This is a genomic window from Streptomyces phaeofaciens, from assembly GCF_014648915.1.
In the GTDB taxonomy this organism is placed as follows: Bacteria; Actinomycetota; Actinomycetes; order Streptomycetales; family Streptomycetaceae; genus Streptomyces; species Streptomyces phaeofaciens.
This window is the reverse complement of record NZ_BMSA01000013.1, coordinates 107,109-131,573: the sequence shown is the minus strand read 5'-3', so window position 1 is coordinate 131,573 and position 24,465 is coordinate 107,109. Positions and strand designations below refer to the sequence as shown.

Sequence of the window (24,465 nt, the reverse complement as noted above, 5' to 3'; positions counted from 1 at the left end):
TCGAGAGACCTCGCCGCTGGGCGCGACGGGGCCGTCTCAGCTGGTGGGGTGCGGGTGTGCACTTATCACGGTACGCCGTGTTTGGCGCACCTGTTTCCGGTCAGCCCTCGCTGTCGCCCTGCCGGGAAGCCGTCTCGGCCGCCTTCGCCGCGGCGCTCCCCGGGCGCTTACGGGCCACCCAGCCCTCGATATTCCGCTGCTGGCCACGGGCCACGGCCAGCGAACCGGGCGGCACGTCCTTCGTGATCACGGACCCGGCGGCGGTGTACGCGCCGTCCCCGATCGTGACAGGAGCCACAAACATGTTGTCCGAGCCGGTACGGCAGTGCGAGCCGATCGTGGTGTGGTGCTTGTCCTGACCGTCGTAGTTCACGAAGACGCTGGCGGCACCGATGTTGCTGAACTCACCGATGGTCGCGTCACCGACGTAGGAGAGGTGCGGCACCTTGGTGCCCTCGCCGATCGAGGCGTTCTTCGTCTCCACGTACGTGCCGATCTTGCCCTTCGCGCCCAGCCGGGTACCCGGCCGGAGGTAGGCGAACGGGCCCACCGACGCCTGCGCACCGATCTGCGACGCGTAGGAGACCGTGTTGTCCACCCGCGCGCCCGCACCGACCGTGGTGTCCGTCAGCCGGCAGTTCGGACCGACCTCCGCGCCCTCGCCCAGGTGCGTGGCACCGTGCAGCTGGGTCCCGGGATGCACGACGGCGTCCTGCCCGAACGTGACGGTCACGTCCACCCAGGTCGTGGCCGGGTCGATCACCGTCACGCCCGAGAGCATGGCGGCCGTCAGCAGCCGGTCGTTCAGGGTGCGACGGGCCTCGCTCAGCTGCACCCGGTTGTTGATGCCGGCGATCTCCCGGTGGTCACCGGCGACGGACGCGCCGACCCGATGACCGGCCTCGCGGAGAATCCCCAGGACGTCCGTCAGGTACTCCTCGCCCTGGCTGTTGTCCGTACGGACCTTCTTGAGGGCGTCGGCGAGCAGCGCGCCGTCGAACGCGAAGACACCCGAGTTGATCTCCCGGATCGCGCGCTGGGCGGCGGAGGCGTCCTTGTGCTCGACGATCGCGGTGACGGCACCGGTCGCGTCGTCGCGGACGATACGGCCGTACCCGGTGGCGTCCGGCACCTCGGCGGTCAGCACGGTGACCGCGTTGCCGTCGCCGTGGTGGGTGGCGGCGAGCGCGGCGAGCGTGGCGCCGGTGAGGAGGGGGGTGTCGCCGCAGACGACGACGACCGTGCCGTCGATGCCGCTGCCCAGCTCCTCCAGGGCCATGCGGACGGCGTGTCCGGTGCCGTTCTGCTCGGCCTGGATCGCGGTGCGCACCTGGCTGTCGATCTCGTTCAGATGCGCGGTGACCTTCTCCCGCGCGTGCCCCACGACCACGACCAGGTTCTCGGGGTCCAACTCGCGGGCGGCGGCCAGCACATGGCCCACGAGACTGCGGCCGCAGAGCTCATGCAGGACCTTGGGTATGGCCGACTTCATACGGGTGCCCTCACCCGCTGCGAGAACGACGACGGCTGCCGGGCGAATGGCGCTCACGGGGTTGCCCTTCGGCTGTGGAGTGAGGTGGGACATCCGAAGGATACCGGGGCGTTTCTTGGACGACATGAGAGCGGGCCCTGACAGTGCTGTCAGGGCCCGAATCGAGCTTTGCTCCCCCGCCAGGACTCGAACCCGGACAAATGGCACCAAAAGCCACGGTGCTGCCAATTACACCACGGGGGAATGAATCCAGCTGAACCGGACATTCAGTCAGGTCGCCGGATGGCGCCTCCTACTATGCCGTACCACCAGCCTTCGATGCGACGGTGTACGGCGGCGCTCCGGAGTGCGCCGGCCCGGAGGTCTCCCGCACGTGGACGGGGCGGCCGGAATGTGAGGTTCCGGGTTCGAACGGGCGTGGTTCGGCAGTTCGAGGGATACCGGTGGGTTTCGATGCTGTTCGGTTGCGGAGCGTGGTGTAGGCCAGTCGACGAAACTCGCCGGAAAAGGCGGGGTCCGCGCCCGTAGGCTGGAGGCATGACCACGACGGGGGAAGAGTTCACGGCGGCCCGGGGAGGCCCGCTGTGGTGGACCAGATGGCGCAGCGCGGCGTTCGACTGGAGTCTGGCGCTGCTGTCGGCCGTGGAGTGCGCCGTGGAGGGTGTTCCGTTCGCGCGGGACGCGGGGCTCCCGGTGGCCGCGGGCGTGGTCTTCGGACTGCTCGCCGGCTCGGTGCTGGTGGTGCGGCGGCAGTGGCCCATCGCCGTCGTGCTGGTGGCGATCGCCATCACGCCGGCCCAGATGGGGTTCCTGATGGGGATCGTCGGCCTGTACACGCTGGCCGCGTCCGAGCTGCCACGCCGGATCATCGGCTCGCTGGCGGGGATGCAGCTGGTGGGGACGCTGATCGTGACGTTCGTGCAGGTGCGGCAGTCCATGGACCGGGGGCATCAGACGGTCGGGGACTGGTTCATCCCGTTCGCCGCGCTGGCGACCTCGCTGGGACTGACCGCGCCGCCGGTGCTGCTGGGGCTCTACGTGGGGGCGCGGCGGAGGCTGATGGAGAGTCTGCGGGAGCGCGCGGACAGCCTGGAGCGGGAGTTGCAGCTGCTGGCGGAGCGGGCGGAGGAGCGGGCCGAGTGGGCGCGCAATGAGGAGCGGACGCGGATCGCGCGGGAGATGCATGACGTCGTCGCGCATCGGGTGAGTCTGATGGTGGTGCACGCGGCGGCGTTGCAGGCGGTCGCGCGCAAGGATCCGGACAAGGCCGTGCGGAACGCCGCTCTGGTGGGGGACATGGGGCGGCAGGCGTTGACGGAGCTGCGGGAGATGCTCGGGGTGCTGCGCAGCGGTGGTCCGCGGGAGCGGGCGGTGGTGCCGCTGGCGGCCGTGGGGGTGGCCGCCGCGGCCGCGGCGTCACGGGCGGTGGAGGAGGGCGAGGGGCCCTGTCTGGAGGAGCTGGAGGAGCTGGTCGGACAGTCGGCGGCCGCGGGGATGGTGGTGGATCTGTCGGTGGAGGGGGAGGTCCGGTCCTACGCGGGGGTGATCGAGCAGACGGCGTACCGGGTGGTGCAGGAGGCGTTGACGAACGTGCACAAGCATGCTGCGGGGGCGAAGACGCATGTGCGCTTGGCGCACCGGGTGGCGGAGATCGCCATGCAGGTGGAGAACGAGCCGCCGCCGGAGGTGGGTTCGGCGTCCTCGGCGGGGCTGCCGTCGGGAGGCAATGGGCTGGTGGGGATGAAGGAACGGGTGGTGGGGCTGGGCGGGGTGTTCGTGTCGGGGCCGACGGAGGCGGGGGGTTTCCGGGTGTCGGCGGTGATTCCGGCCGCGTAGGGCCGTCGTCGGCCGGGGCCGGGGCCGGGGCCGGGGTCGGGTCCGGGTCCGGGTCCGTGCGGCCGTGCCGGTGGCCGGGTGCGGGCTATCCGGCGGTGAGGCGGACCGGTTCGATGCCGGAGACGAGGGCGCCGAGGGCCTGGTCGATGTCGGGGCCGAGGTACCAGTCGCCGGTGTGGTCGAGGGCGTAGACGCGGCCTTCGTCGTCGATGGCGAGCAGCGCCTGGGTGTCGGACTCGGTGCCCAGGGGGGCGACGTCGGCGTCGAGTGCGCGGCCGAGGTCGGCGAGGGTGCGGGCCATGTGGAGGCCGTGCAGGGGGTCGAGGTGCAGCGTGTTCGGGGCGACCTGGCGGCCGGGTCCGCCGGGGGTGATGGTGAGACCGCCGAATTCGGCCCAGGCCTCGACGGCCGCGGGCGAGACGGAGTGGCGGTGGCCGGCGGGTGTGGTGTGTTCGCGCAGGGTGTCGGCCCAGATCTCGGCCTGTTTGATGTCCCACCGTCCGGGTTGCCAGCCGGCGGCGCGCAGGGCGGCGTCGACGGGTACGGGGAAGCGGGTGGAGGAGGTGCGGTCGGGGTGCATCTGCCCTTCGATCGTCGTGCGGGTGTGCTGGGTGGTGCGGCCGGCACTGTCGCTTTCCTGCGGCCCGATCGGCCGGACAGGTCCTAGCCGGCGGTCTCCGGGTCGACGATACGGACGCCGAAGTGGGCGCTGAGGGCGGTGCAGGCGCGGCAGGGTTCGGCGAAGCTGCCGTGGAGGGGGTCGCCGTCCTCGCGGATCCGGCGGGTGGTGAGTTTGGCGGCCCTGAGGGTTTTGCGGGCTTCGCCGTTGGTCATGGGTTTTCGGGCGGCGCGTCTGCTGCGGGCGGCGTCGGCGGCGGCGAGGTGCCGGGAGATGAGGAGTGCTTCGGCGCAGCGGCCGGTGAAGCGGTCGCGCTGGGCGCTGGTGAGGGTGTCGAGGAAGTCCTGCACGAGGTGGTGCAGAGGCGGGGGCTGGTCGCCGCGGGCGGCGGTGCCGGTGAGGGTGGCGCCGCGGACGGAGAGCGCGGCGGCCACGGTGGGGAGTATGCCGTCGCGGCGGTGCAGGAGGGTGGGGGCGTGGGCGCCGTCGGTGGCGGACCAGCCGATGCGGGGGTCGCCGGAGTGCTGGTGCAGGTCGGCTGACCTGGCGTTGTGCGGCCCTGTTTGTGTGGCATTCATGATCGTCATCCCCTCCCGAGCATCCCCCCGGACGTCACAGGGTGCCAAATGGCGTGGCGGGTGCGGAAGCTGGGGCGGTGCGACACGCCCGGGTTTGGGCCGGCTGTCACAGCGGGGTGACGGCTGGTCACGGAAGCGGAGGCCCGGTGACCTGTGTCGTCGTACCGCATAGGCTGTCGCCACTGTGAGGCGCGCGGTCGACGCGCGTTGGCAACCGTTGGAGACAGTCGAATACGGGGCGTGGTGGTTCGGGACCGGAAGCGGAACCGGCCGCTGCGGGCCGTACAGAGTGCCGCAGGGGGCAACCGCCATGACGACGAGTCGGCTCGGGCAGCAAGCCGCGCCGCCGAACGCGGCCTATGCCGGGCAGGTCGTGCATTTCCCGGATCCGGTCCGGGCGGCACGGCACCCGAGAGGCGTCCGGATGGACGAGCGGGGCTACCCGGACTTCTCGGCGTACGCCCGGGCGGCCGCGGAGATCGCGGATCCGCCGGAGGGGTTCGGCGTCGACGAGCTGCGGCTGACGGACTATGTGTCGGCGAACGCGGCGCTGGCGGCCTCGGGGCACGAGTTGTGGGACACGGTGCCGAACGTGGCCACGCCGCACGGCTGGACGTGGCATCACGTGGTGGGTTCGCGGCGGCTGGAGCTGGTTCCGGTCGAGGTGAAGGCTCTGCTGCGGCATCACGGCGGGCTGTCGACGGCCGTGGTGGACCAGTCGAAGCGGGGGACGCGGCCGTTGCAGGAGACGCGTCCGGCGCACTTCGGGCTGCCGAAGTCGGGTGCGGCGGTGTCGGAGCAGCAGGTGCAGGGCGTCGAGGAGGATCTGGGGTACCGGTTGCCCGGGGCCTACCGGTCGTTCCTGAAGGCGGCCGGCGGGTGTGCTCCGGTGGGTGCGGCGCTGGACGCGGAGCTGGGGCTGTTGGTGGACCAGCCGTTCTTCACGGTGCGGGACGAGGCCGCGGTCAACGACCTGGTGTACGTGAACAAGTGCCTGCGGGACCATCTGACGAAGGACTACCTGTGTGTCGGGTTCGTCCAGGGCGGTCTGCTGGCGGTGAAGGTGAAGGGCGACCGGATCGGGTCGGTGTGGTTCTGCGCGTACGACGACGTGCGGGATCTGGACCCGGGGTGGCCGCCGGCGGAGCGGGTCGGGCGGTTGTTGCTGCCGTGCGGCGAGGACTTCGACGCGTTCCTGTCGCGGCTGGCCGGTAATCCGCCGGAGCTGGAGACGGTGGCGAATCTGATGGTGGACGGCGGGTTCGCGCGTGCGGTGTCCGTGGCGTCCGTGGCCGCGGGGGAGTGAGCGGGACGATGGTGACGTTCGCGCAGGCGCAGGAACGTGCGGAAGAGTGGATCAACGGGGACGTGCCGGCGTACCAGCACCGTGAGGTGCGGGTGCGGGAGTTCGAGCTCGGGTTCGTGGTGTGGGCGGAGGACCGTGCGGAGGGCCCGCGTTCGGACGGGGGCGCGCAGCGGCTGGTGATCGCCCGCGACAGCGGGGAGGCCACGTTGTGGCCGTCGCTGCCGGTGGGTGAGGTGATCCGCCGGTACGAGGAGGAGTACGGGCGTCCGCAGGAGCCGGCGGACGCGCCGCCGGCGCCGGCGGCGCGGGTGGACCTGAATCAGACGTCGTTCCTGTTGTCGCCGCCGGAGTGGTTGCAGGAGGCGGCGGACAGGATGGGGATCGGGGAGCAGCGGGGGGCGGCTTCGGCTTCGTCCTCGCCTTCTGGTCCGGCTGCCGCTTCCGCCTCCGCTCCTGCTTCCGCTTCGGCGGGGGCTTCTGCCGGGTCCGTGGGTGGGCCCGGTGGGCCCGGTGGGCGGGCGGCGCCCGATCCCGGGCTTCCGCAGACGCAGGCCGGGGTGCCGGGGAGCGGGCTGGCCGAGACGCGGGGCGGGGTGCCGGCGGCCGGTGCTCCGGTGAGTCCCGCCGTTCCGCCGGGGGCGACGCCCTGGACGGGGACGGACACCAACGCCGACGCCGGCGACGACCGTTCCGTACCGCTGCCGGCGACCGTCTTCGCTCCGCCGCTGAGCGGTTCGGACGACGAACTGCCGCCGCCGTCGACCGCGCCGGACGCCAAGACCGCGCTGATGTCCGGCGGCAGCCAGCTGCCGCCCACGGCGGTGGCACCGACCTTCGACGGTTCGGGCGGGCCGGCCGGGCCGGGTGCGCCGGGTACCTCCGGGGGTGCGGCGACGCCGCCGCCTCCGTCGCCGCCGCACGGTCCCGGCGGGGCGTCGTACGGCTATCCGCAGGGCGGCGCCACGCCGCCGCCGGGCGCGCCGTCCTACGGCTCCGCGCAGGGGGCGGGTGCGCCGGGTGGTCCGGGGACTCCGCCGCCGGGTGCTCCGGGTGCTCCGGGTGCTCCGGGTGCTCCGCTGGGGGCGACGCCTCCGCCGGGTGCGCCGCAGCCGCCGGCCGGTCCGGGTGCGCCCGCGCGGCCGCTGGCGCCGAACGCCGGTGACATCGCCGACGCGGCGACCAGCAAGGCCGCGCCGCCTCCGCGTCGCGCGCGGGGTGGCGGGTCGACGCCGCCGCCTCCGCCGGGTGTGCCGGGGGCCCCGGGTGCGCGGCCGGGCGGTACGCCTCCGCCGCCGCCTCCCGCTCCGGGTGCTCCGGGTGCTCCGGGGACGCCTCCGGCGGGCGGTTACGTGCCGACGCAGCTCGTGTCGGCCCTCGGTCCCGACGGTCCGGCGGGGCCGGGTGGCGCGCCGCAGGCGCCCGGTGCGCCCGGTGCCCCGGGTGCGCCCCAGGCGCCCGCCGGTCCGAACACGCCGGGCGGTACGCCTCCCGGCGGGGTCCACCACGCCGCCACGATGCTGGCCGACCCCGGCCGGATGGGCCCGGGCGCGCCGCAGTCGCCGGGAGCCCCCGGTGCCTCCCATGCGCCGGGCGCGCCGGGTGCTCCGAGCGCCCCCGCCGGGCCTCAGGCTCCGGGCGCCCAGGCCGGACCTGGCACGCCCGGCGCGGTTCACCACGCCCGGACCGTCATGGCGCCCCCCGTGGGCGGCCCCGGCGCTCCCGTGCCGCCGCCCGCCCCCGGTGCCCCGGGCGCTCCGGGCGCCCCTGGAATGCCTCCTGGCGCCCCTCAGCCCATGCCCCCCGGCGCCATGCCGCCGCCGCCCGCTCCGGCCCCGGGGCAGCCCGCGGCGTACGGGTATCCGCAGGCGCAGGGCATGCCGACGGTCGGACCGGGTTACCAGGCCGTGCTGCGCTTCCGCGCGCAGGACGGGTCGGAGCAGCAGCTGATCCGGCGTTCGGCGCCGGGCACCCCGCACCCGGAGTGGCAGATCTTCCATGAGCTGCGGGCCATGAACGTGCCGCCGGACCAGGTGCTGGAGCTGCACACCGAGCTGGAGTCGTGCGAGCTGCCGGGCGCGTACTGCGCGCGGATGATCCGGGAGCAGTGGCCGCAGGCGCGGATCACGAGCATCGCGCCCTACGGCACGGATCACGCGAGCCGGCAGCAGGGCATGCAGCAGTTGCTGGCCCACCAGGGCGAGTTGCACCAGGTGGCCGACGGTCCCGCGCGTCCCGCGCCGGTGCGGGCGCCGTTGCCGCCGGTGCAGCCGGCGCCGCCGATCCCGCCGGAGGCGATCGCGCAGGAGCTGGCGGCGGCGTTCGGGCCGGGTGTCTTCCGGTTCGAGCAGGCCGCGGTGTCGCGCCAGGGCGTGCCGCCGGTGGTCGCGCACACGCTGGTGGCGGCCGGGCTGCCGATGGACCTGGGGCCGTTCTTCTGGGCGCAGGCCCAGCCGGGGAGGCCGGTGCCGACGCTGGCGGAGCTGGCCGCCGAACGCGGGGTGCAGCCGGCTCCGGACGCGGGCTCGTACCTGGTGATGGGCAGTGACTTCGGCAAGGCGATCTGTGTGCAGTACGGGACGGCGAACATCGTCGCGGTGCCCGTGGAGGCGGGGCCGGGCGGGGCGCCCGTACCGCCGCAGTTCGTGAACACCGGGCTGCCGGAGTTCGCGCGCGCCCTGGCGCTGCTCGGGCGGATGTGGCGGCTGCGGTACGGGCTGAACCAGGAGCAGGCGGGCCGCTGGACCGTGGACTTCCAGGCGCAGCTGGTCTCGCTGGACCCGGCGGCGCTGGGGTCGCCGGACAGCTGGTGGTCGGTGCTGCTGGAGCAGATGTGGGACGGGCTGCTGTAGGGCGGGCCGTGCGGGGGCGGATGCCCCGCTGACCCGAGTGGGTCGAGGGTCGGGCCCGGTCGTCATGACCGGGCCCGACCCTTTTGTGTTCTGGGGTGTTCATAACCTTTCTGCGGAGTGTCGCGTTATGAACACTTAAGCCCGGTACATCAAGATATGCGCGAAATCATTTTTTCGCGTCCGTCTGGTGGAGAGGGGCTGCACGATGAGCAGCGCACGGGTGTCAATGCCGGGATTCGTGACGGTCCGCGGGCGCGGCTACCGGCCCAAAGAAGTCGACGTGTACACCGCCGCGCTCTCCGCCGAACGCGACGGAGCCTGGGAGCGGGTCGCCCGGCTCACGGTGCTCGCCAAGGACATGGTGGTCGACGTCGAGCGGCTGCGCGAGGCCGTGACACGCCTCGGGCCGCAGGCGTACGACTCGCTCGGGGAGCGTGCCCGGGACCTCTTCGCCCTCGCGGAGAAAGAGGCGACGGAGATGGTCGCCAACGCCCGGCGCGAGGCCGAGGCGCAGGTCGCGGAGGCCGAGGAACGTGCCGACGTCCTCCACCGGTCGACGCAGAAGCAGGCGGAGATGCTCCGTGAGGACGCCAAGGAGAACGCTCGTCGGCGGCTGCTCGCCGCGCGTGCCGAGGCGCACGCGATCAGGGTCGACGCCCGGGACAAGCTGAAGGAGTTCCGCCACGAGGCGCTCACGTCGCTGCGCGATGTGCGCCACGGCACCGCCGCCCTGCTCGTCGAGCCGAAGAGGGATCACGAAGAGCGGATGGCCGCGGCGGAGCGTGAGGCCGCCGAGCAGATCGCCGCGTTCGACGCGCAGCACGCCCGGGCCGTGGCGCGGGCCGAGGAGGCCCTGGCCGAGGCGCAGCGGGATCTCGCCGAGGCCGAGGAATCGTCCCGCCGGCGCGAGGAGGAGACACGCACGCGTGCCGCCGAGATCGTCGCCGAAGGCCGTCTCCGGGAGGAACGGATCGGCCGGGACACGGAACGGGTGCTGCGTGAACACAGCGAGCGTTGGGACGACGTGCAGGCGCACATGGAGCAGATGCGCGACAGCCTGCGCGTGCTCACCGGGAACACGGTGGAGTGACCACCGGCCTTCCCCCGCGTACCGCACGGCCGAGGGCCGTCGGACCCCTCCGTACAGCGCGGTGGAGGGGCCGGCGGCCCCTTTTCGTGCTCCCTGAGGCCCTCTTCCGTGCTCCCTGAGGCCTCCTTCCGTACTCCTTCCGGCCTCCTTCCGTGCCGAAGACCGGCGGCCGCCGGTCCCTGTCCGCGTGCCGTACCGCGGCCGAGCCGTCAGTTCCCCTTGCGCACCGCCGCTCCCGCCAGGATCCAGCCCTCCACCGATTCGTAGCGGCGGCGCTGTTCCTCGGCGTCGCGGCGGCCGGAGACGAGGGTGCCGAGCCAGCCGAGGGCGAAGCCGAGGGGGACGGTGACGAGACCGGTGGTGGTGAACGGGAACCAGTTGAAGTCGGCCTCGGGGAAGGCGGAGGCGGGGGAGCCGGAGACCAGGTTGGTGCCCGGCATGAGGATCAGCACGGCCAGGGTGCCGCCGATCAGGGTGCACAGCAGGCCCGTGCGGGTGTAGCGGCGCCAGAAGAGGCTGTAGACGAGGGCGGGGGCGAGGGCCGAGGCCCCGATGCAGAAGGAGAGGGTGACCAGCGGCTGGAGGCTGCGGTGCTGCACCTGGGTGGCCAGCAGGATGGTGGGGATGCCGACGCCGAGCGCGGAGAGCCGGGCCAGCAGCATCTCGCGGCGCGGCGAGGTGTCCCGGGTCTGCGCGGCGAAGACGTCGTGGGCCAGGGAGTTGGCGCAGGCCAGGATCATGCCGGCGACCGAGGCGAGGACGGTCAGGAAGATCGCCGTCGTGACGGTCGTGAAGAGCAGGGTCTCCGCCGTCGACACGTCGGCGCCGAACGCGGCCCGGGAGCCCAGCAGATAGGCGGTGTTGCCCTGCGGGTCGGCCTGGGCGATCACGGCGCGGCCGATCAGGGCCGTGGCGCCGAACCCGACGACGGTGATGACCAGCACGAACAGGGCCACGCCCGACACCGCCCAGGACAGTGAGCGGCGGACCTGGCGGGCGGTGGTGGCGGTGTACATGCGCATGGTGATGTGCGGCAGGCACGCGCCGCCGATCACGACCGACAGCTGCGCGGTGATCATGTCGACCCGGGGGTACGGTCCGCCGGCGAACTCCAGCCCGGAGCGCAGGAAGGTGTCGCCGACGCCGCTGCCGCGGGCCGCCGCGTCGAACAGGGTGCCCGGGTTCCAGTCGAAGCGGCTGAGCAGCAGGAGGGCCACCGCGATACCGGAGCCGAGCAGCATCACGATCTTCAGGATCTGGATGAGGGCGGTGCCCTTCATGCCGCCGATCGCCGCGTAGCTGATCATCAGACCGCCCATGCAGACGATGCAGGCCGTCTTCACCGCGTCGCCGGAGAACCCCAGCATGAAGGCGAGGAGCTGTCCGGTGCCGGCGAGCTGGACCAGCATCATGGGCAGCAGCGCGGCGAGGGTCACGGCGCAGGCGGTGACGCGTACGGCGCGGCCGGGCATCCGGCGGGCCAGCGCGTCGCCCATGGTGAACCGGCCCGCGTTGCGCAGGGGTTCGGCCAGCAGGAACATCAGCAGCATCAGCGACAGGGCGGTGCTCAGCGCGAGGACCACGCCGTCGTAGCCGCACAGGGCGATCACGCCGGTGGTGCCGAGGACGGTGGCCGCGGAGATGTAGTCGCCCGCGATGGCCAGGCCGTTGCGCAGCGGGGACAGGGAGCGGTAGCCGGTGTAGAACTCGCCGAGGTCGTCGCGGTCGGGGCCGGTCATCACGCACAGCAGGAGGGTGATGGTGGCGACGGCGGTGAACGCCACGAGGGACATCGTCTGCGCGTCGCCGCTGAACTCCGTGACGGAGGCGGCGGTCCGGGTCGCGAGCCGGTGCGTGCTCATCGGGTGGCCCCCCGCCGCGCGTCGATCTCCGACTGCCGGCGGATCCGGTCCGCGAGCGGGTCGACATGGCGGCGGGCGGTGCGCTCGTAGAGGGCGATCGCCAGCCAGGTGACGGGCAGTTGGAGCAGGGCGAGGAGCAGCCCGGCGGGCAGTCCGGCGGTGACGGTGGCCGTCATCAGGGACGGCGCGAAGGCGGACAGCACCAGGAACAGCACGAAGTAGCCGAGCGCGGTGAACGTGGCCACGCGCCGCTGGCGGCGGTAGGCGCCCCGCAGGATCCGCAGGTCGCTGTGGTGCCCCAGTGGGGCGCGGTGGTCCGGCCGGCGGGGGGTGGGCGGCGGTGGGGGTGGTGGCGGCTGCCAGGGATAGGTCAGACGGGGCGGATACGGGTCCTGGGACATCCCGTACTCCTTGCATGGCTCGGGCCCATGGCGGTGGACCGCAGGGAGACTGGGGGGGTGGGAGTCACGCAGGCTACTCGGGAGTAGTGGGTACGCGAAGCCTTTTCACCAAACTGGTCGGTCGGTATGCGCTTACTGTGGAGATGTCCGTCTGACCTGCGGTGTTACCCGCGTTAACCCCCTAGAGTCCGTCAGTCGCCCTGTTCCTTGAGCACCGGGAAGCGGCGCGGGGCCACGCACAACAGCACCAGGAACGCCAGCGCGGCGGCGCACGCCGCGCCCAGATAGACGGCGTGCACGGCGCCCGCGATGGCGTGCCGGGTCGCCTCGGGCGCCGTCCCCGCGTCCAGCGCCCGCGTGACGGAGTCCAGATCGCCCGCGCCGCCCAGCCGCGCCGCCAGCACCCCGTTGGCGACCGCGCCGAACAGGGCCGCACCGACCGTCTGCCCGCTCTGCCGGCAGAACAGCACCGACGCGGTCGCCGTACCGCGCTCCGACCACCCCACCGTCGACTGCACCCCGACGATCAGCGGCAGCTGGAACAGACCCAGTGCCGCCCCCAGCGACAGCATCAGCAGCGTCGGCTGCCAGGCCGCGCCCGGATACGGCAGGAACGGGAACGCCAGCAGGATCAGCGCCCCCGCCCCGATGCCGAGCAGCGCGGTGTCACGGAAGCCGATGCGCCGGTAGACGTGCTGGCTGAGCGCGGCCGACACCGGCCAGCTCAGCGTCCACACCGACAGCACGAACCCGGCGGCCACCGGCCCCAGGCCCAGTACCGACTGGGCGTACGTCGGCAGGAACACCGTCGGCGCCACCATCAGCAGGCCCAGCGCGCCCAGCGCCAGATTGACCGCCGCGATCGTACGGCGCCGCCACACCCAGCCCGGGATGACCGGCTCCGCCGCCCGGCGCTCGATGACGACGACCAGCCCGGCCAGCGCCAGCCCCGCCCCGAACAGGGCCAGCGACGGCCCCGACAGCCACGGCCATGCCACCCCGCCCTGCACCAGCGCGGTCAGCAGCACCCCGCCGCACGCGAACACCGCCAGCGCCCCGGCCCAGTCGACACGCGCGCGTGGCGCCCCCTTCGGCGCGGACTCCCGCTGCGGCTCGTGCAGATGACGGACGATCAGCCACAACGCCACCGCACCGATGGGCAGGTTGACCAGAAAGATCCAGCGCCAGTCCGCGTACGCGGCGAGCACCCCGCCCACCCCCGGCCCCGCGACCGCCGACACCGCCCACACCGTGGACAGCTTCGACTGGATCTTCGGCCGCTCCCGAAGCGGGTACAGATCGGCGGCGAGCGTCTGCACCGTGCCCTGCAACGCCCCACCGCCCAGCCCCTGCACGACCCGGAACGCGATCAGCGCCCCCATGTTCCAGGCGAGCGCGCACAGCAGCGACCCGAGCAGGAACAGCGCGGCCCCCACCACCAGCACCGGCTTGCGGCCGAACGTGTCGGAGAGCTTGCCGTAGACGGGCAGGGTGACCGTCACCGCCAGCAGATAGCCGGAGAACAGCCACGAGAAGACGCAGAACCCGCCGAGGTCGCCGACGATCTGCGGGACGGCCGTGGAGACGATGGTGGAGTCGAGGGCGGCCAGCGCCATGGCGAGCATGAGCGCGGCGACGACCGCGCCCCGCCGGTGCGTATCGGCCGGCCGCCGTGCGGCCTCGCGTGTCGCGGGTCTCGCGTCTCCCACCGGATGCCCTCCCCGTATCTCCCGTGCCCCTTGCATCTATCTGCCGGGGACAGCTTCCCACCCGGGACCCGCGCCCGGGGAGGCTTGACCTTCACGCGACGGGAGGGTGGAGCCTGAGGGGGCCGAAGGGTGGAGACAACCCCGAGAGGCACTCCACCCTGCGGTGGACTGCCCCTAGGGGTATCTCCGTACCAGGGCTCGGGGAGGGGTCGTACCGCCGGAGGACGAGAACGGCCCCGACCCGTCCTTAACCTGGCTTTAGGCCGCTGGGGGGCGGCCAACCCCTCCGGCGGAGGGTGGGGTTAACCCCCCGAGAAGAGGGGTCCGGGCACCAGCGCGCCGGACCCCCACCCGCCGACAGACTCTTCGACGTAGCGCTTCTCGCTACGCACCCGATTCCGACTGAGGAGACTTACCGTGACTTCGGCTGTGACCATTCCCAGGCACGGGGGCACTGGAGGGCGTACGGCCGTCGCCGCGCGGGCGCGGCAGGTCGTCAAGGCGTACGGATCCGGAGAGACCCGCGTCGTCGCCCTCGACCATGTCGACGTGGACATCGCGCGGGGGCAGTTCACCGCGATCATGGGCCCCTCCGGGTCCGGCAAGTCCACGCTCATGCACTGCCTCGCCGGACTCGACACCGTCACGTCCGGGGAGATCTACCTCGACGAGACCGAGATCACCGGGCTCAAGGACAAGAAGCTCACGCAGCTTCGCCGGGACCGGATCGGGTTCATCTTCCAGGCGTTCAACCTGCTGCCCACCCTGAACGCGCTCGAGAACATCACGCTGCCCATGGACATCGCCGGCCGCAAGCCCGACAAGGCCTGGCTGGACCGGGTCGTGGAGACCGTCGGCCTCGCCGGCCGGCTCAAGCACCGCCCCACGCAGCTCTCCGGCGGCCAGCAGCAGCGCGTCGCCGTGGCCCGCGCCCTCGCCGCCCGCCCCGAGATCATCTTCGGGGACGAGCCCACCGGAAACCTCGACTCCCGCGCGGGCGCCGAAGTCCTGGGCTTCCTGCGGCAGTCCGTCGACGAGCTGGGCCAGACCATCGTCATGGTCACCCACGACCCGGTGGCGGCCTCGTACGCGGACCGGGTGCTGTACCTCGCCGACGGCCGGATCGTCGACGAGATGTTCAAGCCCACCGCGGACACCGTCCTGGACCGCATGAAGGACTTCGACGCCCGGGGGCGTACGTCATGACCGTCATGAAGACCTCGATGCGCAACTTCTTCGCGCACAAGGGACGTATGGCCCTCTCGGCCGTCGCCGTCCTGCTCTCGGTGGGGTTCGTGTGCGGGACGCTGGTGTTCACCGACACCATGAACACCACCTTCGACAAACTGTTCGCCGCCACCTCCTCCGACGTCACGGTGAGCGCGAAGGGCGCCTCCGACACCGGTGAGACCACCTCCGGCAACGGCAAGCCGCCGGTCATGCCGGCCTCCGTCCTCGGCGAGGTCCGCGGGGCGCAGGGCGTGAAGTCGGCGGAGGGAACCGTCTTCTCCAGCGCGGTCACCGTCGTCGACGCCGACAAGGACAACCTGTCGCCGTCCAGCGGCGCGCCCACCATCGTCGGCAGCTGGAACAGCAACGAAGCCCGCACCATGAAGGTCACCACCGGTACGGCGCCCAAGGGCTCCGACCAGGTCATGGTCGACGCCGACACCGCCGACAAGCACCACCTCAAGCTCGGCGACGAGCTCGGCATGATCACCGCGGTCGGCACGCACACCGCGAAGATCTCCGGCATCGCCACCTTCACCGTCACCAACCCCGGCGCCGCGATCTTCTACCTGGACACCAGGACCGCCCAGCAGGCCCTGGTCGGCGAGTCCGACGTGTACACGAACGTCAACGTCACCGCCGCGGCCGGGGTCACCGACGCCCAGCTGAAGAAGAACGTCGCGACCGCGATCGGCGCCGACTACAAGGTGCAGACCGCCAAGGAGACCGCCGACGCCAACCGCGAGGACGTGGGCGACTTCCTGAACGTCATGAAGTACGCGATGCTCGGCTTCGCCGGGATCGCCTTCGTCGTCGGCATCTTCCTGATCATCAACACCTTCTCGATGCTGGTCGCCCAGCGCACCCGCGAGATCGGCCTGATGCGCGCCATCGGCTCCAGCCGCAAGCAGGTCAACCGCTCGGTCCTGGCCGAGGCGCTGCTCCTGGGCGTCGTCGGCTCGGTCCTCGGCGTCGGCGCCGGCGTCGGCCTCGCGGTCGGCCTGATGAAGCTCATGGGCATGACCGGCATGAACCTGTCCACCGACGATCTGACGGTGGCCTGGACGACACCGGTGATCGGCCTGGTCCTGGGCGTCGTCGTCACCGTCTTCGCCGCCTACCTGCCCGCCCGCCGCGCCGGCAAGGTCTCCCCGATGGCCGCCCTGCGCGACGCCGGAGCCCCGGCCGACGCCAAGGCCAGCGCCGTACGGGCCGTGATCGGACTGCTTCTCACCGGCGCCGGCGGCTACGGCCTCTACCTCGCCTCCGCCGCCGACAAGGCCAGTGAGGGCTCGCTGTGGCTCGGCCTCGGCGTGGTCCTGAGCCTGCTCGGGTTCGTGGTGATCGGCCCGCTGCTCGCGGGCGGTGTGGTGCGCGTGCTGGGCGCGGTCCTGCTTCGGGCCTTCGGCCCGGTGGGCCGCATGGCGGAACGCAACGCCCTGCGCAACCCGCGCCGCACCGGCGCCACCGGCGCCGCCCTGATGATCGGCCTCGCGCTGGTCGCCTGCCTCTCGGTCGTCGGCTCCTCCATGGTCGCCTCCGCGACCGACCAGCTCGACAAATCCGTCGGCACCGACTTCATCATCCAGAGCGACAAGGGCGACCTCGTCACCCCGCAGGCCGTGCAGGCCGTGAAGTCCACGCCGGGCCTCGCGCGGGTCACCGAGTACAAGGTCCTCGACGCCGACCTGAAGACCCCCGACGGCAAGACGTCGAAGTCCGAGACCATCAACGCCGCCGACCCGACGTACGCGACGGACCTGGCGACCGAGACCGTCTCCGGCAAGCTCGCCGACGCCTACCGCCCCGACTCGATGTCCGTCTTCGAGGGCTTCGCCAAGGAGCACGGCATCCGGATCGGCTCGAAGGTCGACGTCGCCTTCAAGGACGGCACCACCGCCGCACTCACCGTCCGCGCGATCACCAGCGACGACGTCGTCATCGACAAGGGCGCCATGTACGCCGCGATCTCCACCGTCGCCAAGTACGTGCCCGCCGACAGGATGCCGCTCGACCAGCTGGTCTTCGCCTCGGCGAAGGACGGACAGCAGGACGCCGCGTACACGTCCCTGAAGAAGGCGCTGCACGACTACCCGCAGTACACCGTGCGCGACCAGACCGACTACAAGGAAGCCCTCAAGGACCAGATCGGCCAGCTGCTGAACCTGATCTACGGCCTCCTGGCCCTGGCGATCGTCGTCGCGGTCCTCGGTGTGGTCAACACCCTGGCCCTGTCGGTGGTGGAGCGCACCCGGGAGATCGGCCTGATGCGGGCCATCGGTCTCTCCCGCCGCCAGCTGCGCCGCATGATCCGCATGGAGTCGGTCGTCATCGCCCTCTTCGGCGCCCTCCTCGGCCTCGGCCTGGGCATCGGCTGGGGCGCCACCGCCCAGCAGCTCCTCGCCCTCGAAGGCCTCAACGTCCTCGAGATCCCCTGGCCGACGATCACCGGCGTCTTCGTCGCCTCGGCCTTCGTGGGACTGTTCGCCGCCCTGATCCCGGCGTTCCGCGCCGGCCGCATGAACGTCCTCAACGCCATCGCCACCGACTAGCGAGGGGGGCGGGGACACACGGGGGACCGGCCCGGCACCGAGAAGTCACGGGGGACTTCTCGGCGCCGGGCCGGCCTGCGTGTCCCGGCGACGGTCACCCCACCCGCCCCGGTGTCGTCCACAGCCCCGGCGAACCGCACCGCCCCGTCGTACTCTGGACACCCCCGGCCCGTGACACGCGTCGGGCCCTTCGCGTTGCCCACCCCGGCCCCCGGTACGCCCGCCCCGGACGTACCCCGGGCCCTCGGACGGAAAGCCCTCCATGAGCCTGCACGGTCTGCTCGACGCCGTCGTCAAGGACACCGCCCTCGCGGAAGCGGTCCCCGCGGCCGCAGACGGCAACCGCATGCACATCGACCTGGTCGGCCCCCCGGCGGCCCGCCCCTTCGCGATCGCCGCCCTCGCCCGCGAGACCGGCCGCACGGTCCTCGCGGTGACGGCGACCGGCCGCGAGGCGGAGGACCTGGCCGCCGCCCTGCGCTCGCTCCTCCCGCCGGACGGCATCGCCGAGTACCCGTCCTGGGAGACGCTCCCGCACGAGCGCCTCAGCCCCCGCAGCGACACCGTCGGCCGCCGCCTCGCCGTACTCCGCCGCCTCACCCACCCCCGCCTCGACGACCCCGAGACGGGCCCGGTCTCCGTGGTGGTCGCCCCCGTACGGTCGGTGCTCCAGCCGCAGGTCAAGGGCCTGGGCGACCTGGAACCGGTCGCCCTGCGCACCGGCGATCGGGCCGACCTGAACGCGACGGTCGAGGCCCTCGCGGCGGCGGCGTACGCGCGCGTGGAACTGGTGGAGAAGCGCGGCGAGTTCGCCGTACGCGGCGGCATCCTCGACGTGTTCCCGCCCACCGAGGAACACCCCCTGCGCGTCGAGTTCTGGGGTGACGACATCGAGGAGATCCGCTACTTCAAGGTCGCCGACCAGCGCTCCCTCGAGGTCGCCGAACACGGCCTGTGGGCGCCCCCCTGCCGCGAACTCCTCCTCACCGACGACGTCCGCACGCGCGCGCGTGCCCTCGCCGAGGAACACCCCGAGCTGGGCGAGCTGCTCGGCAAGATCGCCGAGGGGATCGCCGTGGAGGGCATGGAGTCCCTCGCGCCGGTCCTCGTCGACGACATGGAGCTCCTGATCGACGTCCTGCCCAAGGGCGCGATGGCCGTCGTCTGCGACCCGGAACGGGTACGCACGCGCGCCTCCGACCTCGTGGCGACCTCCCAGGAGTTCCTCCAGGCGTCCTGGGCGGCCACCGCCGGCGGCGGCGAGGCACCCATCGACGTCGGCGCGGCCTCCCTGTGGTCCATCGCGGACGTCCGCGACCGCGCGCGCGAGCTGGACATGATGTGGTGGTCGGTGTCGCCGTTCGCGGCCGATCTGGAGCTGGAGGCGGACACCCTCCAGCTCGGCATGCACGCCCCCGAGACCTACCGCGGCGACACCGCGAAGGCCCTCGCCGACACCAAGGGCTGGCTCGCCGACGGCTGGCGCGTCGTCTTCGTCACCGAGGCGCACGGCCCCGCCGCCCGCACCGTCGAGGTGCTCGGCGGCGAGGGCGTGGCGGCCCGCCTGGACACCGACCTCACCGACCTCGGCCCGTCCCTCGTCCACGTCTCCTGCGGCTCGATCGACTACGGCTTCGTCGACCCGGCACTGCGCCTCGCCGTCCTCACCGAGACCGACCTCTCGGGCCAGAAGGCGGCCGGCAAGGACGGCGCGCGCATGCCCGCCCGCCGCCGGAAGACCATCGACCCGCTCACCCTGGAGACGGGCGACTACATCGTCCACGAGCAGCACGGCGTGGGCCGCTACATCGAGATGGTGCAGCGCACCGTGCAGGGCGCCACGCGCGAGTACCTGGTCGTGGAGTACGCCCCCGCCAAGCGCGGCCAGCCCGGCGACCGCCTCTACATCCCCACCGACCAGCTGGAGCAGATCACCAAGTACGTCGGCGGCGAGGCGCCCACGCTGCACCGGCTGGGCGGCGCGGACTGGACGAAGACGAAGGCCCGCGCGAAGAAGGCCGTCAAGGAGATCGCCGCCGACCTCATCAAGCTCTACAGCGCCCGGATGGCGGCCCCCGGGCACGCCTTCGGCACGGACACGCCGTGGCAGCGCGAGCTGGAGGACGCGTTCCCCTACGCGGAGACCCCGGACCAGCTGACCACCATCGCCGAGGTCAAGGACGACATGGAGAAGACGGTCCCGATGGACCGTCTGATCTGCGGCGACGTCGGCTACGGCAAGACGGAGATCGCGGTCCGCGCCGCCTTCAAGGCCGTCCAGGACGGCAAGCAGGTCGCCGTCCTGGTCCCCACGACCCTGCTCGTGCAGCAGCACTTCGGCACCTTCAGCGAGCGGTACGCGCAGTTCCCGGTGAACGTGAAGGCCCTGTCCCGCTTCCAGACGGACACGGAGGCGAAGGCCACCCTGGAGGGCCTGCGCGAGGGCTCGGTGGACATCGTCATCGGCACCCACCGGCTGTTCTCCGCCGAGACGAAGTTCAAGGACCTCGGCCTGGTCATCGTCGACGAGGAGCAGCGCTTCGGCGTCGAGCACAAGGAGCAGCTGAAGAAGCTCCGCGCGAACGTCGACGTCCTCACGATGTCCGCGACCCCGATCCCCCGCACGCTGGAGATGGCGGTGACGGGCATCCGCGAGATGTCCACGATCACCACTCCGCCGGAGGAGCGTCACCCGGTGCTCACCTTCGTCGGGCCGTACGAGGAGAAGCAGATCGGCGCCGCCGTCCGGCGTGAACTGCTGCGCGAGGGCCAGGTCTTCTACATCCACAACCGGGTCGAGTCCATCGACCGCGCGGCCGCCCGGCTGCGCGAGTTCGTCCCCGAGGCACGGATCGCCACCGCCCACGGCCAGATGTCGGAGTCGGCCCTCGAACAGGTCGTCGTCGACTTCTGGGAGAAGAAGTTCGACGTGCTCGTCTCGACGACGATCGTCGAGTCCGGCATCGACATCTCCAACGCCAACACGCTCATCGTCGAACGCGGTGACACCTTCGGCCTCTCCCAGCTGCACCAGCTGCGCGGCCGCGTGGGCCGTGGCCGGGAGCGCGGTTACGCCTACTTCCTGTACCCGCCGGAGAAGCCGCTGACGGAGACCGCCCACGAGCGCCTCGCGACGATCGCCCAGCACACCGAGATGGGCGCGGGCATGTACGTGGCGATGAAGGACCTGGAGATCCGCGGCGCGGGCAACCTCCTCGGCGGCGAGCAGTCCGGCCACATCGCGGGCGTCGGCTTCGACCTGTACATCCGGATGGTCGGCGAGGCCGTCGCGGACTATCGGCGCCAGCTGGAGGCAGGGGAGCCCTCGGCGGGAGGATGGGAGGAGCCGCCGCTCGAGGTCAAGATCGAGCTGCCCGTCGACGCGCACGTTCCGCACGACTACGCCCCCGGCGAGCGGCTGCGCCTCCAGGCCTACCGTTCCATCGCCTCCGCGAACTCCGAGGAGGCCGTCAAGGCCGTCCGCGAGGAACTCGTCGACCGCTACGGCAAGTTGCCCGAGCCGGTGGAGAACCTGCTCCTCGTGGCCGGGCTGCGCATGCTGGCCCGGGCCTGCGGGGTCGGCGAGATCGTCCTTCAGGGCACCAACATCCGTTTCGCGCCGGTGGAGTTGCGGGAGTCGCAGGAGCTGCGGCTCAAGCGGCTCTACCCCGGGTCCGTCATCAAGCCGGCGGCGCACCAGGTCCTCGTCCCCCGCCCGAAGACGGCGAAGGTCGGCGGGAAGCCGCTGGTCGGCCGGGACCTGCTGGGCTGGGTGGGGGAGTTCCTGGCGTCGGTGCTGGGGTCGTAGGGCGACAGGGGGGCGGGCGAAGGGCGGGGCGACGGGAGGTGGGCGGGTCCCCGGGCGGGCATGCCTGCTCGGGCGGGCGGGCAGGCGGGCGCGGCCGGGCGGTCGGGCGCGGCCGGGCGGGCGGTCGGGCGGTCGGGCGGTCGGGCTCGGGCGGGGGCGATGGGTGGCGGGCGGGGGCGTAGGGCGTCCGACCGGGGCGGGCGGGGTCAGGCCGGTCGGAACAGCAGGCCGGTCAGTGCCTCGAACACGTCCTCGGGGGGCCGGTCGCCCACCACCTCGTCGAGGTTGTGGCTGAGCAGCAGGGTGGCGAAGCCATGGGCGACGGACCAGGCGGCGATGCCGGTGAGGCGGGCGTCGGGGCCGTCGGCGTCGGGGCGGGCCTGTGAGACGGCGGTGCGCAGGGCGTCGCCGGCCAGCGCACGGGCCGTGGTCAGTTCGAGATCGTCGGTGCGCAGCAGCCCGGGCGTGAACATGACCTGGAAGTGGGCGGGGTGCTCGCGGGCGAAGCGTACGTACCGCACGCCCGCGTCCTTGAGGTCGACCGCCTCCGTCGTCGCCGCCGCGAGCAGGCCGAAGCCCTCCGCCGCGATGGCCGTGAGCAGACCGGTGCGGTCCCGGAAGTGATGCGCCGGTGCCGCGTGCGAGACGCCGGCGCGACGGGCGAGGTCGCGCAGGCTCAGCGCGGCGGGGCCGTCGGTGGCGATGACGTCGAGCGCGGCGGTGAGGACGGCGCGGCGCAGATCGCCGTGGTGGTACGGGCTCATGACAGCAGCCTACGTCGAATCTAGGCATTGACAAGTTTGTCGGGGTCGGGCAATCTTGTCAGTGTCAAGTTGTGCGGTGTGTCGAACACGACGAGGGGGAGACGTCATGTCGGAGAACGCCGAGAAGTCGGAGGCCGCGGTGGGCGAGGGGGAGCGGCAGGTCGGGCCCGCGCAGGCCCGGCGCCTCTGGCACCTGCTGGAGCCGCTGCACGCGGTGCTGTACTACGCGCCGGAGGTCTTCGAGGAGGCCGGCGCGCTCGGCCTCTCCACCGAGGACCGCTGGCCGAGCTATTTCCCGTTCCGTGCGGCGCCGTTGGGCCCGGTCGACGCCAGGGTGGTGACCTCCGCGTTCTACAGCTTCGCGCCCTCCATGGTCACCCGCTACGTGGAGGCCGGCCGCAAGACCGTCACCCCCGAGGCCGCACTGGAGGCGAGACTGCGGGGCATGGACCGGGCCTACCGCACCCTGTTCGGCGACCGGATCGACAGCCCCGGGCTGGTGGCGGCGGCGGCCCTCGCCCGCCGGGCCGCCGAGGCGGCGCAGACCGCCGGCCGCCCGCTCGCCGCGGCCAACGCCGCGCTGGAGTGGCCGAGCGCACCCCACCTCCAGCTCTGGCACGCGGCGACGATCCTGCGTGAGCACCGGGGCGACGGCCATCTCGCCGCCCTGCTCACCGCCGGCCTCGACCCGACCGAGGCGCTGGTGTCCTTCGCCGCGATAGGCGCCGCGTCCGTCGAGCGCTTCGAGAGCCGCGGCTGGACCCCCGGGGAATGGGCGGCGGCACGCGACCGCCTGGCCGCCCGAGGACTGGTCGAGGCGGACGGTACGGCGACCGGGGCGGGCCGCGAGCTGCGCCGCCGCGTCGAACAGGACACCGACCGGCTCGCCCTCGGCCCCTGGCAGGCCCTGGGTGCGGAGGCCGCCGAGCGTCTCGCCGGGCTCCTCGGCGACTACTGGGTCGCGGTGATCGGCTCCGGCCTGCTGCCGTCGGAGTCGACGCTGGGCATAGGCAAGGTCTGACGCCCCCTGCCCCGCGGCGGGCATGAGGGAAGCCGCCCGCGGGAGGTGGGCTGCGCGGACGGCTTCTCTTTCAAGGTGGCGCGTGGTGGTCCGAGTGACCCGGCTGTCCGGGCCCCTGCGTTCCTCCGTGAGTCTTCCGACGGTTACGGCTACGGCTGCCCGGGCCGGTCCGGCCGTTCGCGGTCCATACCGAGCGCGCCCTCGGCCTTCTGCTGCGCGTCGTCGATCTGGGACTCGTACTTGCCGCCCGTCTTCTCGTTGGCCTTCTGTTCCGCGGTGTCGGACATGTTCTTGGCCTTGTCCTGCCCGTGGTGGCGGAACCTGTCGAGGATGCCCATCCAGAGCTCCTTCCGGAGATGACTCACCATCGACGATATTCCCGAGATGTGAGAGATGCCCACTTGGGGCGGCAATGGTCTGGACCTCCCGGCCGCCGCCGTTCGCCCCTCACCACGCCCTCGCTACGGTGTGGACCAGCGTCCGCCAGGGAAACCGCCCTGTGCGGGGCGACGGCAGGGCAGGCAAGGGGAGGGGCGCACATGAGGCGTCTGAGGGGTGGGACGGCGACAGCCGTCGCGCTGATGTGCGCCATGGCCTCGGTGGCCGTGGCCGGCTGTACCGACGGGGCCATCGGATCCGGTACCGGGGGAGCGGGGCCGACGGCGAGCGGGGGAGCGGCTCTCACGGCCGCCGAGTCGCTCACGGTGAAGGGGCGCGCCCCCAAGACCGGCTACGACCGGGAGAAGTTCGGCAGCCCCTGGGCGGACACGGACTCCAACGGCTGCGACACCCGCGACGACATCCTCAAACGCGACCTGAAGGAGGTGAGGTTCACCGGCGGTGACTGCAAGGTGTCCTACGGCGTGCTGGACTCGGACCCTTACTCCGGCAAGGACGTGACCTACCGGCGCGGCGCGAGCAAGGTCGACATCGACCACGTCGTCGCCCTGTCCGACGCATGGCAGAAGGGCGCGAAGTACTGGGACGCCGGCAAGCGGATAGCGCTCGCCAACGACCCCCTCAACCTTCTGGCGGTCGACGCGAGCACCAACCGTTCCAAGGGCGACGGCGACACGGCGACCTGGCTGCCGCCGAACACGTCCTACCGCTGCCCGTACGTCGCGGCACAGGTCGCCGTGAAGAAGAAGTACGGCCTGTGGGTCACCGCGGCGGAGAAGTCCGCGATGGCGAAGGTCCTCTCGACCTGCCCCGACCAGAAACTGCCCACCGGAGGCAACCCGACCGAGGCACCGGACCGCTTCCACGCGGGCTGAGCGGGCCGAGCGGGCTGAGCGGGCTGAGCGGGCTGAGCGGACGGGCGGTGCCGTCCCTGCCCGAGCCCCCGGAA

17 protein-coding genes and 1 tRNA gene are annotated in these 24,465 nt (G+C 72.5%); 9 read left to right on the top strand and 9 right to left on the bottom strand.

Features of this window, described 5'->3' with window-relative positions:
- Positions 1 to 100 precede the first annotated feature (100 nt).
- Both glmU and IE275_RS22315 read right to left on the bottom strand, forming a co-directional pair.
- Positions 101 to 1,549, bottom strand: a complete 1,449-nt coding sequence (gene glmU, locus IE275_RS22320) for a bifunctional UDP-N-acetylglucosamine diphosphorylase/glucosamine-1-phosphate N-acetyltransferase GlmU (protein WP_189713121.1) — start codon at positions 1,547 to 1,549, stop codon at positions 101 to 103.
- A 114-nt stretch (positions 1,550 to 1,663) separates the two neighbouring features.
- A tRNA-Gln gene (locus tag IE275_RS22315) sits at positions 1,664 to 1,735 on the bottom strand.
- A 294-nt stretch (positions 1,736 to 2,029) separates the two neighbouring features.
- Between IE275_RS22315 and IE275_RS22310 the strand changes: the two genes are divergently transcribed.
- The gene (locus IE275_RS22310) at positions 2,030 to 3,328 is read left to right on the top strand and encodes a sensor histidine kinase (RefSeq protein ID WP_189713120.1); all 1,299 of its coding nucleotides are present in this window, start codon (positions 2,030 to 2,032) and stop codon (positions 3,326 to 3,328) included.
- A gap of 85 nt (positions 3,329 to 3,413) precedes the next feature.
- Here the strand turns inward: IE275_RS22310 and IE275_RS22305 are convergent, their stop codons facing one another.
- Both IE275_RS22305 and IE275_RS22300 read right to left on the bottom strand, forming a co-directional pair.
- A complete protein-coding gene (locus IE275_RS22305; RefSeq protein ID WP_189713119.1) occupies positions 3,414 to 3,908 on the bottom strand; it encodes an SUKH-3 domain-containing protein in 495 nt (164 codons plus the stop codon).
- An 83-nt stretch (positions 3,909 to 3,991) separates the two neighbouring features.
- Positions 3,992 to 4,534, bottom strand: coding sequence for a YwqJ-related putative deaminase (locus IE275_RS22300; protein WP_189713118.1), 543 nt, complete (start codon positions 4,532 to 4,534; stop codon positions 3,992 to 3,994).
- A 301-nt stretch (positions 4,535 to 4,835) separates the two neighbouring features.
- Here IE275_RS22300 and IE275_RS22295 point away from each other — a divergent pair, with 301 nt between their 5' ends.
- The 3 genes from IE275_RS22295 (at position 4,836) to IE275_RS22285 (ending at position 9,770) form a co-directional block, all read left to right on the top strand.
- Positions 4,836 to 5,831, top strand: coding sequence for an SMI1/KNR4 family protein (locus IE275_RS22295; protein WP_189713117.1), 996 nt, complete (start codon positions 4,836 to 4,838; stop codon positions 5,829 to 5,831).
- Between the two features lie 8 nt (positions 5,832 to 5,839).
- Entirely contained in the window at positions 5,840 to 8,680 is a 2,841-nt protein-coding gene (locus tag IE275_RS22290; protein ID WP_189713116.1) for an SUKH-4 family immunity protein, read from the top strand.
- Between the two features lie 205 nt (positions 8,681 to 8,885).
- Positions 8,886 to 9,770, top strand: a complete 885-nt coding sequence (locus IE275_RS22285; protein WP_189713115.1) for a cellulose-binding protein — start codon at positions 8,886 to 8,888, stop codon at positions 9,768 to 9,770.
- A gap of 209 nt (positions 9,771 to 9,979) precedes the next feature.
- Here the strand turns inward: IE275_RS22285 and IE275_RS22280 are convergent, their stop codons facing one another.
- From IE275_RS22280 to IE275_RS22270, 3 genes are all read right to left on the bottom strand, one after another.
- A complete protein-coding gene (locus IE275_RS22280) occupies positions 9,980 to 11,632 on the bottom strand; it encodes a sodium/solute symporter (protein WP_189713114.1) in 1,653 nt (550 codons plus the stop codon).
- The gene (locus IE275_RS22275) at positions 11,629 to 12,033 is read right to left on the bottom strand and encodes a DUF485 domain-containing protein (protein ID WP_189713113.1); all 405 of its coding nucleotides are present in this window, start codon (positions 12,031 to 12,033) and stop codon (positions 11,629 to 11,631) included. The genes IE275_RS22280 and IE275_RS22275 overlap by 4 nt, the downstream gene beginning before the upstream one ends.
- Positions 12,034 to 12,224: 191 nt before the next feature.
- Complete coding sequence (locus IE275_RS22270; RefSeq protein WP_189713112.1) at positions 12,225 to 13,742, bottom strand: MFS transporter; 1,518 nt, start codon at positions 13,740 to 13,742, stop codon at positions 12,225 to 12,227.
- Positions 13,743 to 14,159: 417 nt separating this feature from the next.
- On the opposite strand from IE275_RS22270, the gene IE275_RS22265 reads away from it, so the two are divergent.
- The 3 genes from IE275_RS22265 to mfd all read left to right on the top strand — a co-directional run bounded on the left by IE275_RS22265 (position 14,160) and on the right by mfd (position 21,332).
- Positions 14,160 to 14,948: an ABC transporter ATP-binding protein gene (locus IE275_RS22265; protein WP_189713111.1), complete on the top strand. Its 789-nt coding sequence runs from the start codon at positions 14,160 to 14,162 to the stop codon at positions 14,946 to 14,948.
- On the top strand, positions 14,945 to 17,524 hold the full coding sequence (locus tag IE275_RS22260; RefSeq protein ID WP_189713110.1) for an ABC transporter permease: 2,580 nt from the start codon (positions 14,945 to 14,947) through the stop codon (positions 17,522 to 17,524). The genes IE275_RS22265 and IE275_RS22260 overlap by 4 nt, the downstream gene beginning before the upstream one ends.
- Positions 17,525 to 17,786: 262 nt before the next feature.
- Positions 17,787 to 21,332, top strand: a complete 3,546-nt coding sequence (gene mfd, locus IE275_RS22255; protein ID WP_189713109.1) for a transcription-repair coupling factor — start codon at positions 17,787 to 17,789, stop codon at positions 21,330 to 21,332.
- A 206-nt stretch (positions 21,333 to 21,538) separates the two neighbouring features.
- Here the strand turns inward: mfd and IE275_RS22250 are convergent, their stop codons facing one another.
- A complete protein-coding gene (locus IE275_RS22250; protein ID WP_189713108.1) occupies positions 21,539 to 22,096 on the bottom strand; it encodes a TetR/AcrR family transcriptional regulator in 558 nt (185 codons plus the stop codon).
- Between the two features lie 106 nt (positions 22,097 to 22,202).
- On the opposite strand from IE275_RS22250, the gene IE275_RS22245 reads away from it, so the two are divergent.
- Complete coding sequence (locus IE275_RS22245; RefSeq protein ID WP_229870443.1) at positions 22,203 to 23,117, top strand: SCO6745 family protein; 915 nt, start codon at positions 22,203 to 22,205, stop codon at positions 23,115 to 23,117.
- Positions 23,118 to 23,266: 149 nt separating this feature from the next.
- Here IE275_RS22245 and IE275_RS22240 read toward each other — a convergent pair whose 3' ends face one another.
- Complete coding sequence (locus IE275_RS22240) at positions 23,267 to 23,455, bottom strand: antitoxin (protein WP_189713107.1); 189 nt, start codon at positions 23,453 to 23,455, stop codon at positions 23,267 to 23,269.
- 201 nt (positions 23,456 to 23,656) lie between these two features.
- Here IE275_RS22240 and IE275_RS22235 point away from each other — a divergent pair, with 201 nt between their 5' ends.
- The gene (locus IE275_RS22235; protein WP_189713106.1) at positions 23,657 to 24,391 is read left to right on the top strand and encodes an HNH endonuclease family protein; all 735 of its coding nucleotides are present in this window, start codon (positions 23,657 to 23,659) and stop codon (positions 24,389 to 24,391) included.
- Positions 24,392 to 24,465: the final 74 nt, after the last annotated feature.

Excerpts from the sequence above, each read along its gene's own strand:
- IE275_RS22285 (WP_189713115.1), top strand. The coding sequence starts at position 8,886 with ATGAGCAGCGCACGGGTGTCAATGCCGGGATTCGTGACGGTCCGCGGG.
- IE275_RS22260 (WP_189713110.1), top strand. The coding sequence starts at position 14,945 with ATGACCGTCATGAAGACCTCGATGCGCAACTTCTTCGCGCACAAGGGA.
- IE275_RS22300 (WP_189713118.1), bottom strand. The coding sequence starts at position 4,534 with ATGACGATCATGAATGCCACACAAACAGGGCCGCACAACGCCAGGTCA.
- IE275_RS22280 (WP_189713114.1), bottom strand. The coding sequence starts at position 11,632 with ATGAGCACGCACCGGCTCGCGACCCGGACCGCCGCCTCCGTCACGGAG.
- IE275_RS22245 (WP_229870443.1), top strand. The coding sequence starts at position 22,203 with ATGTCGGAGAACGCCGAGAAGTCGGAGGCCGCGGTGGGCGAGGGGGAG.
- IE275_RS22275 (WP_189713113.1), bottom strand. The coding sequence starts at position 12,033 with ATGTCCCAGGACCCGTATCCGCCCCGTCTGACCTATCCCTGGCAGCCG.
- IE275_RS22235 (WP_189713106.1), top strand. The coding sequence starts at position 23,657 with ATGAGGCGTCTGAGGGGTGGGACGGCGACAGCCGTCGCGCTGATGTGC.
- IE275_RS22310 (WP_189713120.1), top strand. The coding sequence starts at position 2,030 with ATGACCACGACGGGGGAAGAGTTCACGGCGGCCCGGGGAGGCCCGCTG.
- IE275_RS22290 (WP_189713116.1), top strand. The coding sequence starts at position 5,840 with ATGGTGACGTTCGCGCAGGCGCAGGAACGTGCGGAAGAGTGGATCAAC.
- IE275_RS22305 (WP_189713119.1), bottom strand. The coding sequence starts at position 3,908 with ATGCACCCCGACCGCACCTCCTCCACCCGCTTCCCCGTACCCGTCGAC.
- IE275_RS22240 (WP_189713107.1), bottom strand. The coding sequence starts at position 23,455 with ATGGGCATCCTCGACAGGTTCCGCCACCACGGGCAGGACAAGGCCAAG.
- mfd (WP_189713109.1), top strand. The coding sequence starts at position 17,787 with ATGAGCCTGCACGGTCTGCTCGACGCCGTCGTCAAGGACACCGCCCTC.
- IE275_RS22250 (WP_189713108.1), bottom strand. The coding sequence starts at position 22,096 with ATGAGCCCGTACCACCACGGCGATCTGCGCCGCGCCGTCCTCACCGCC.
- IE275_RS22295 (WP_189713117.1), top strand. The coding sequence starts at position 4,836 with ATGACGACGAGTCGGCTCGGGCAGCAAGCCGCGCCGCCGAACGCGGCC.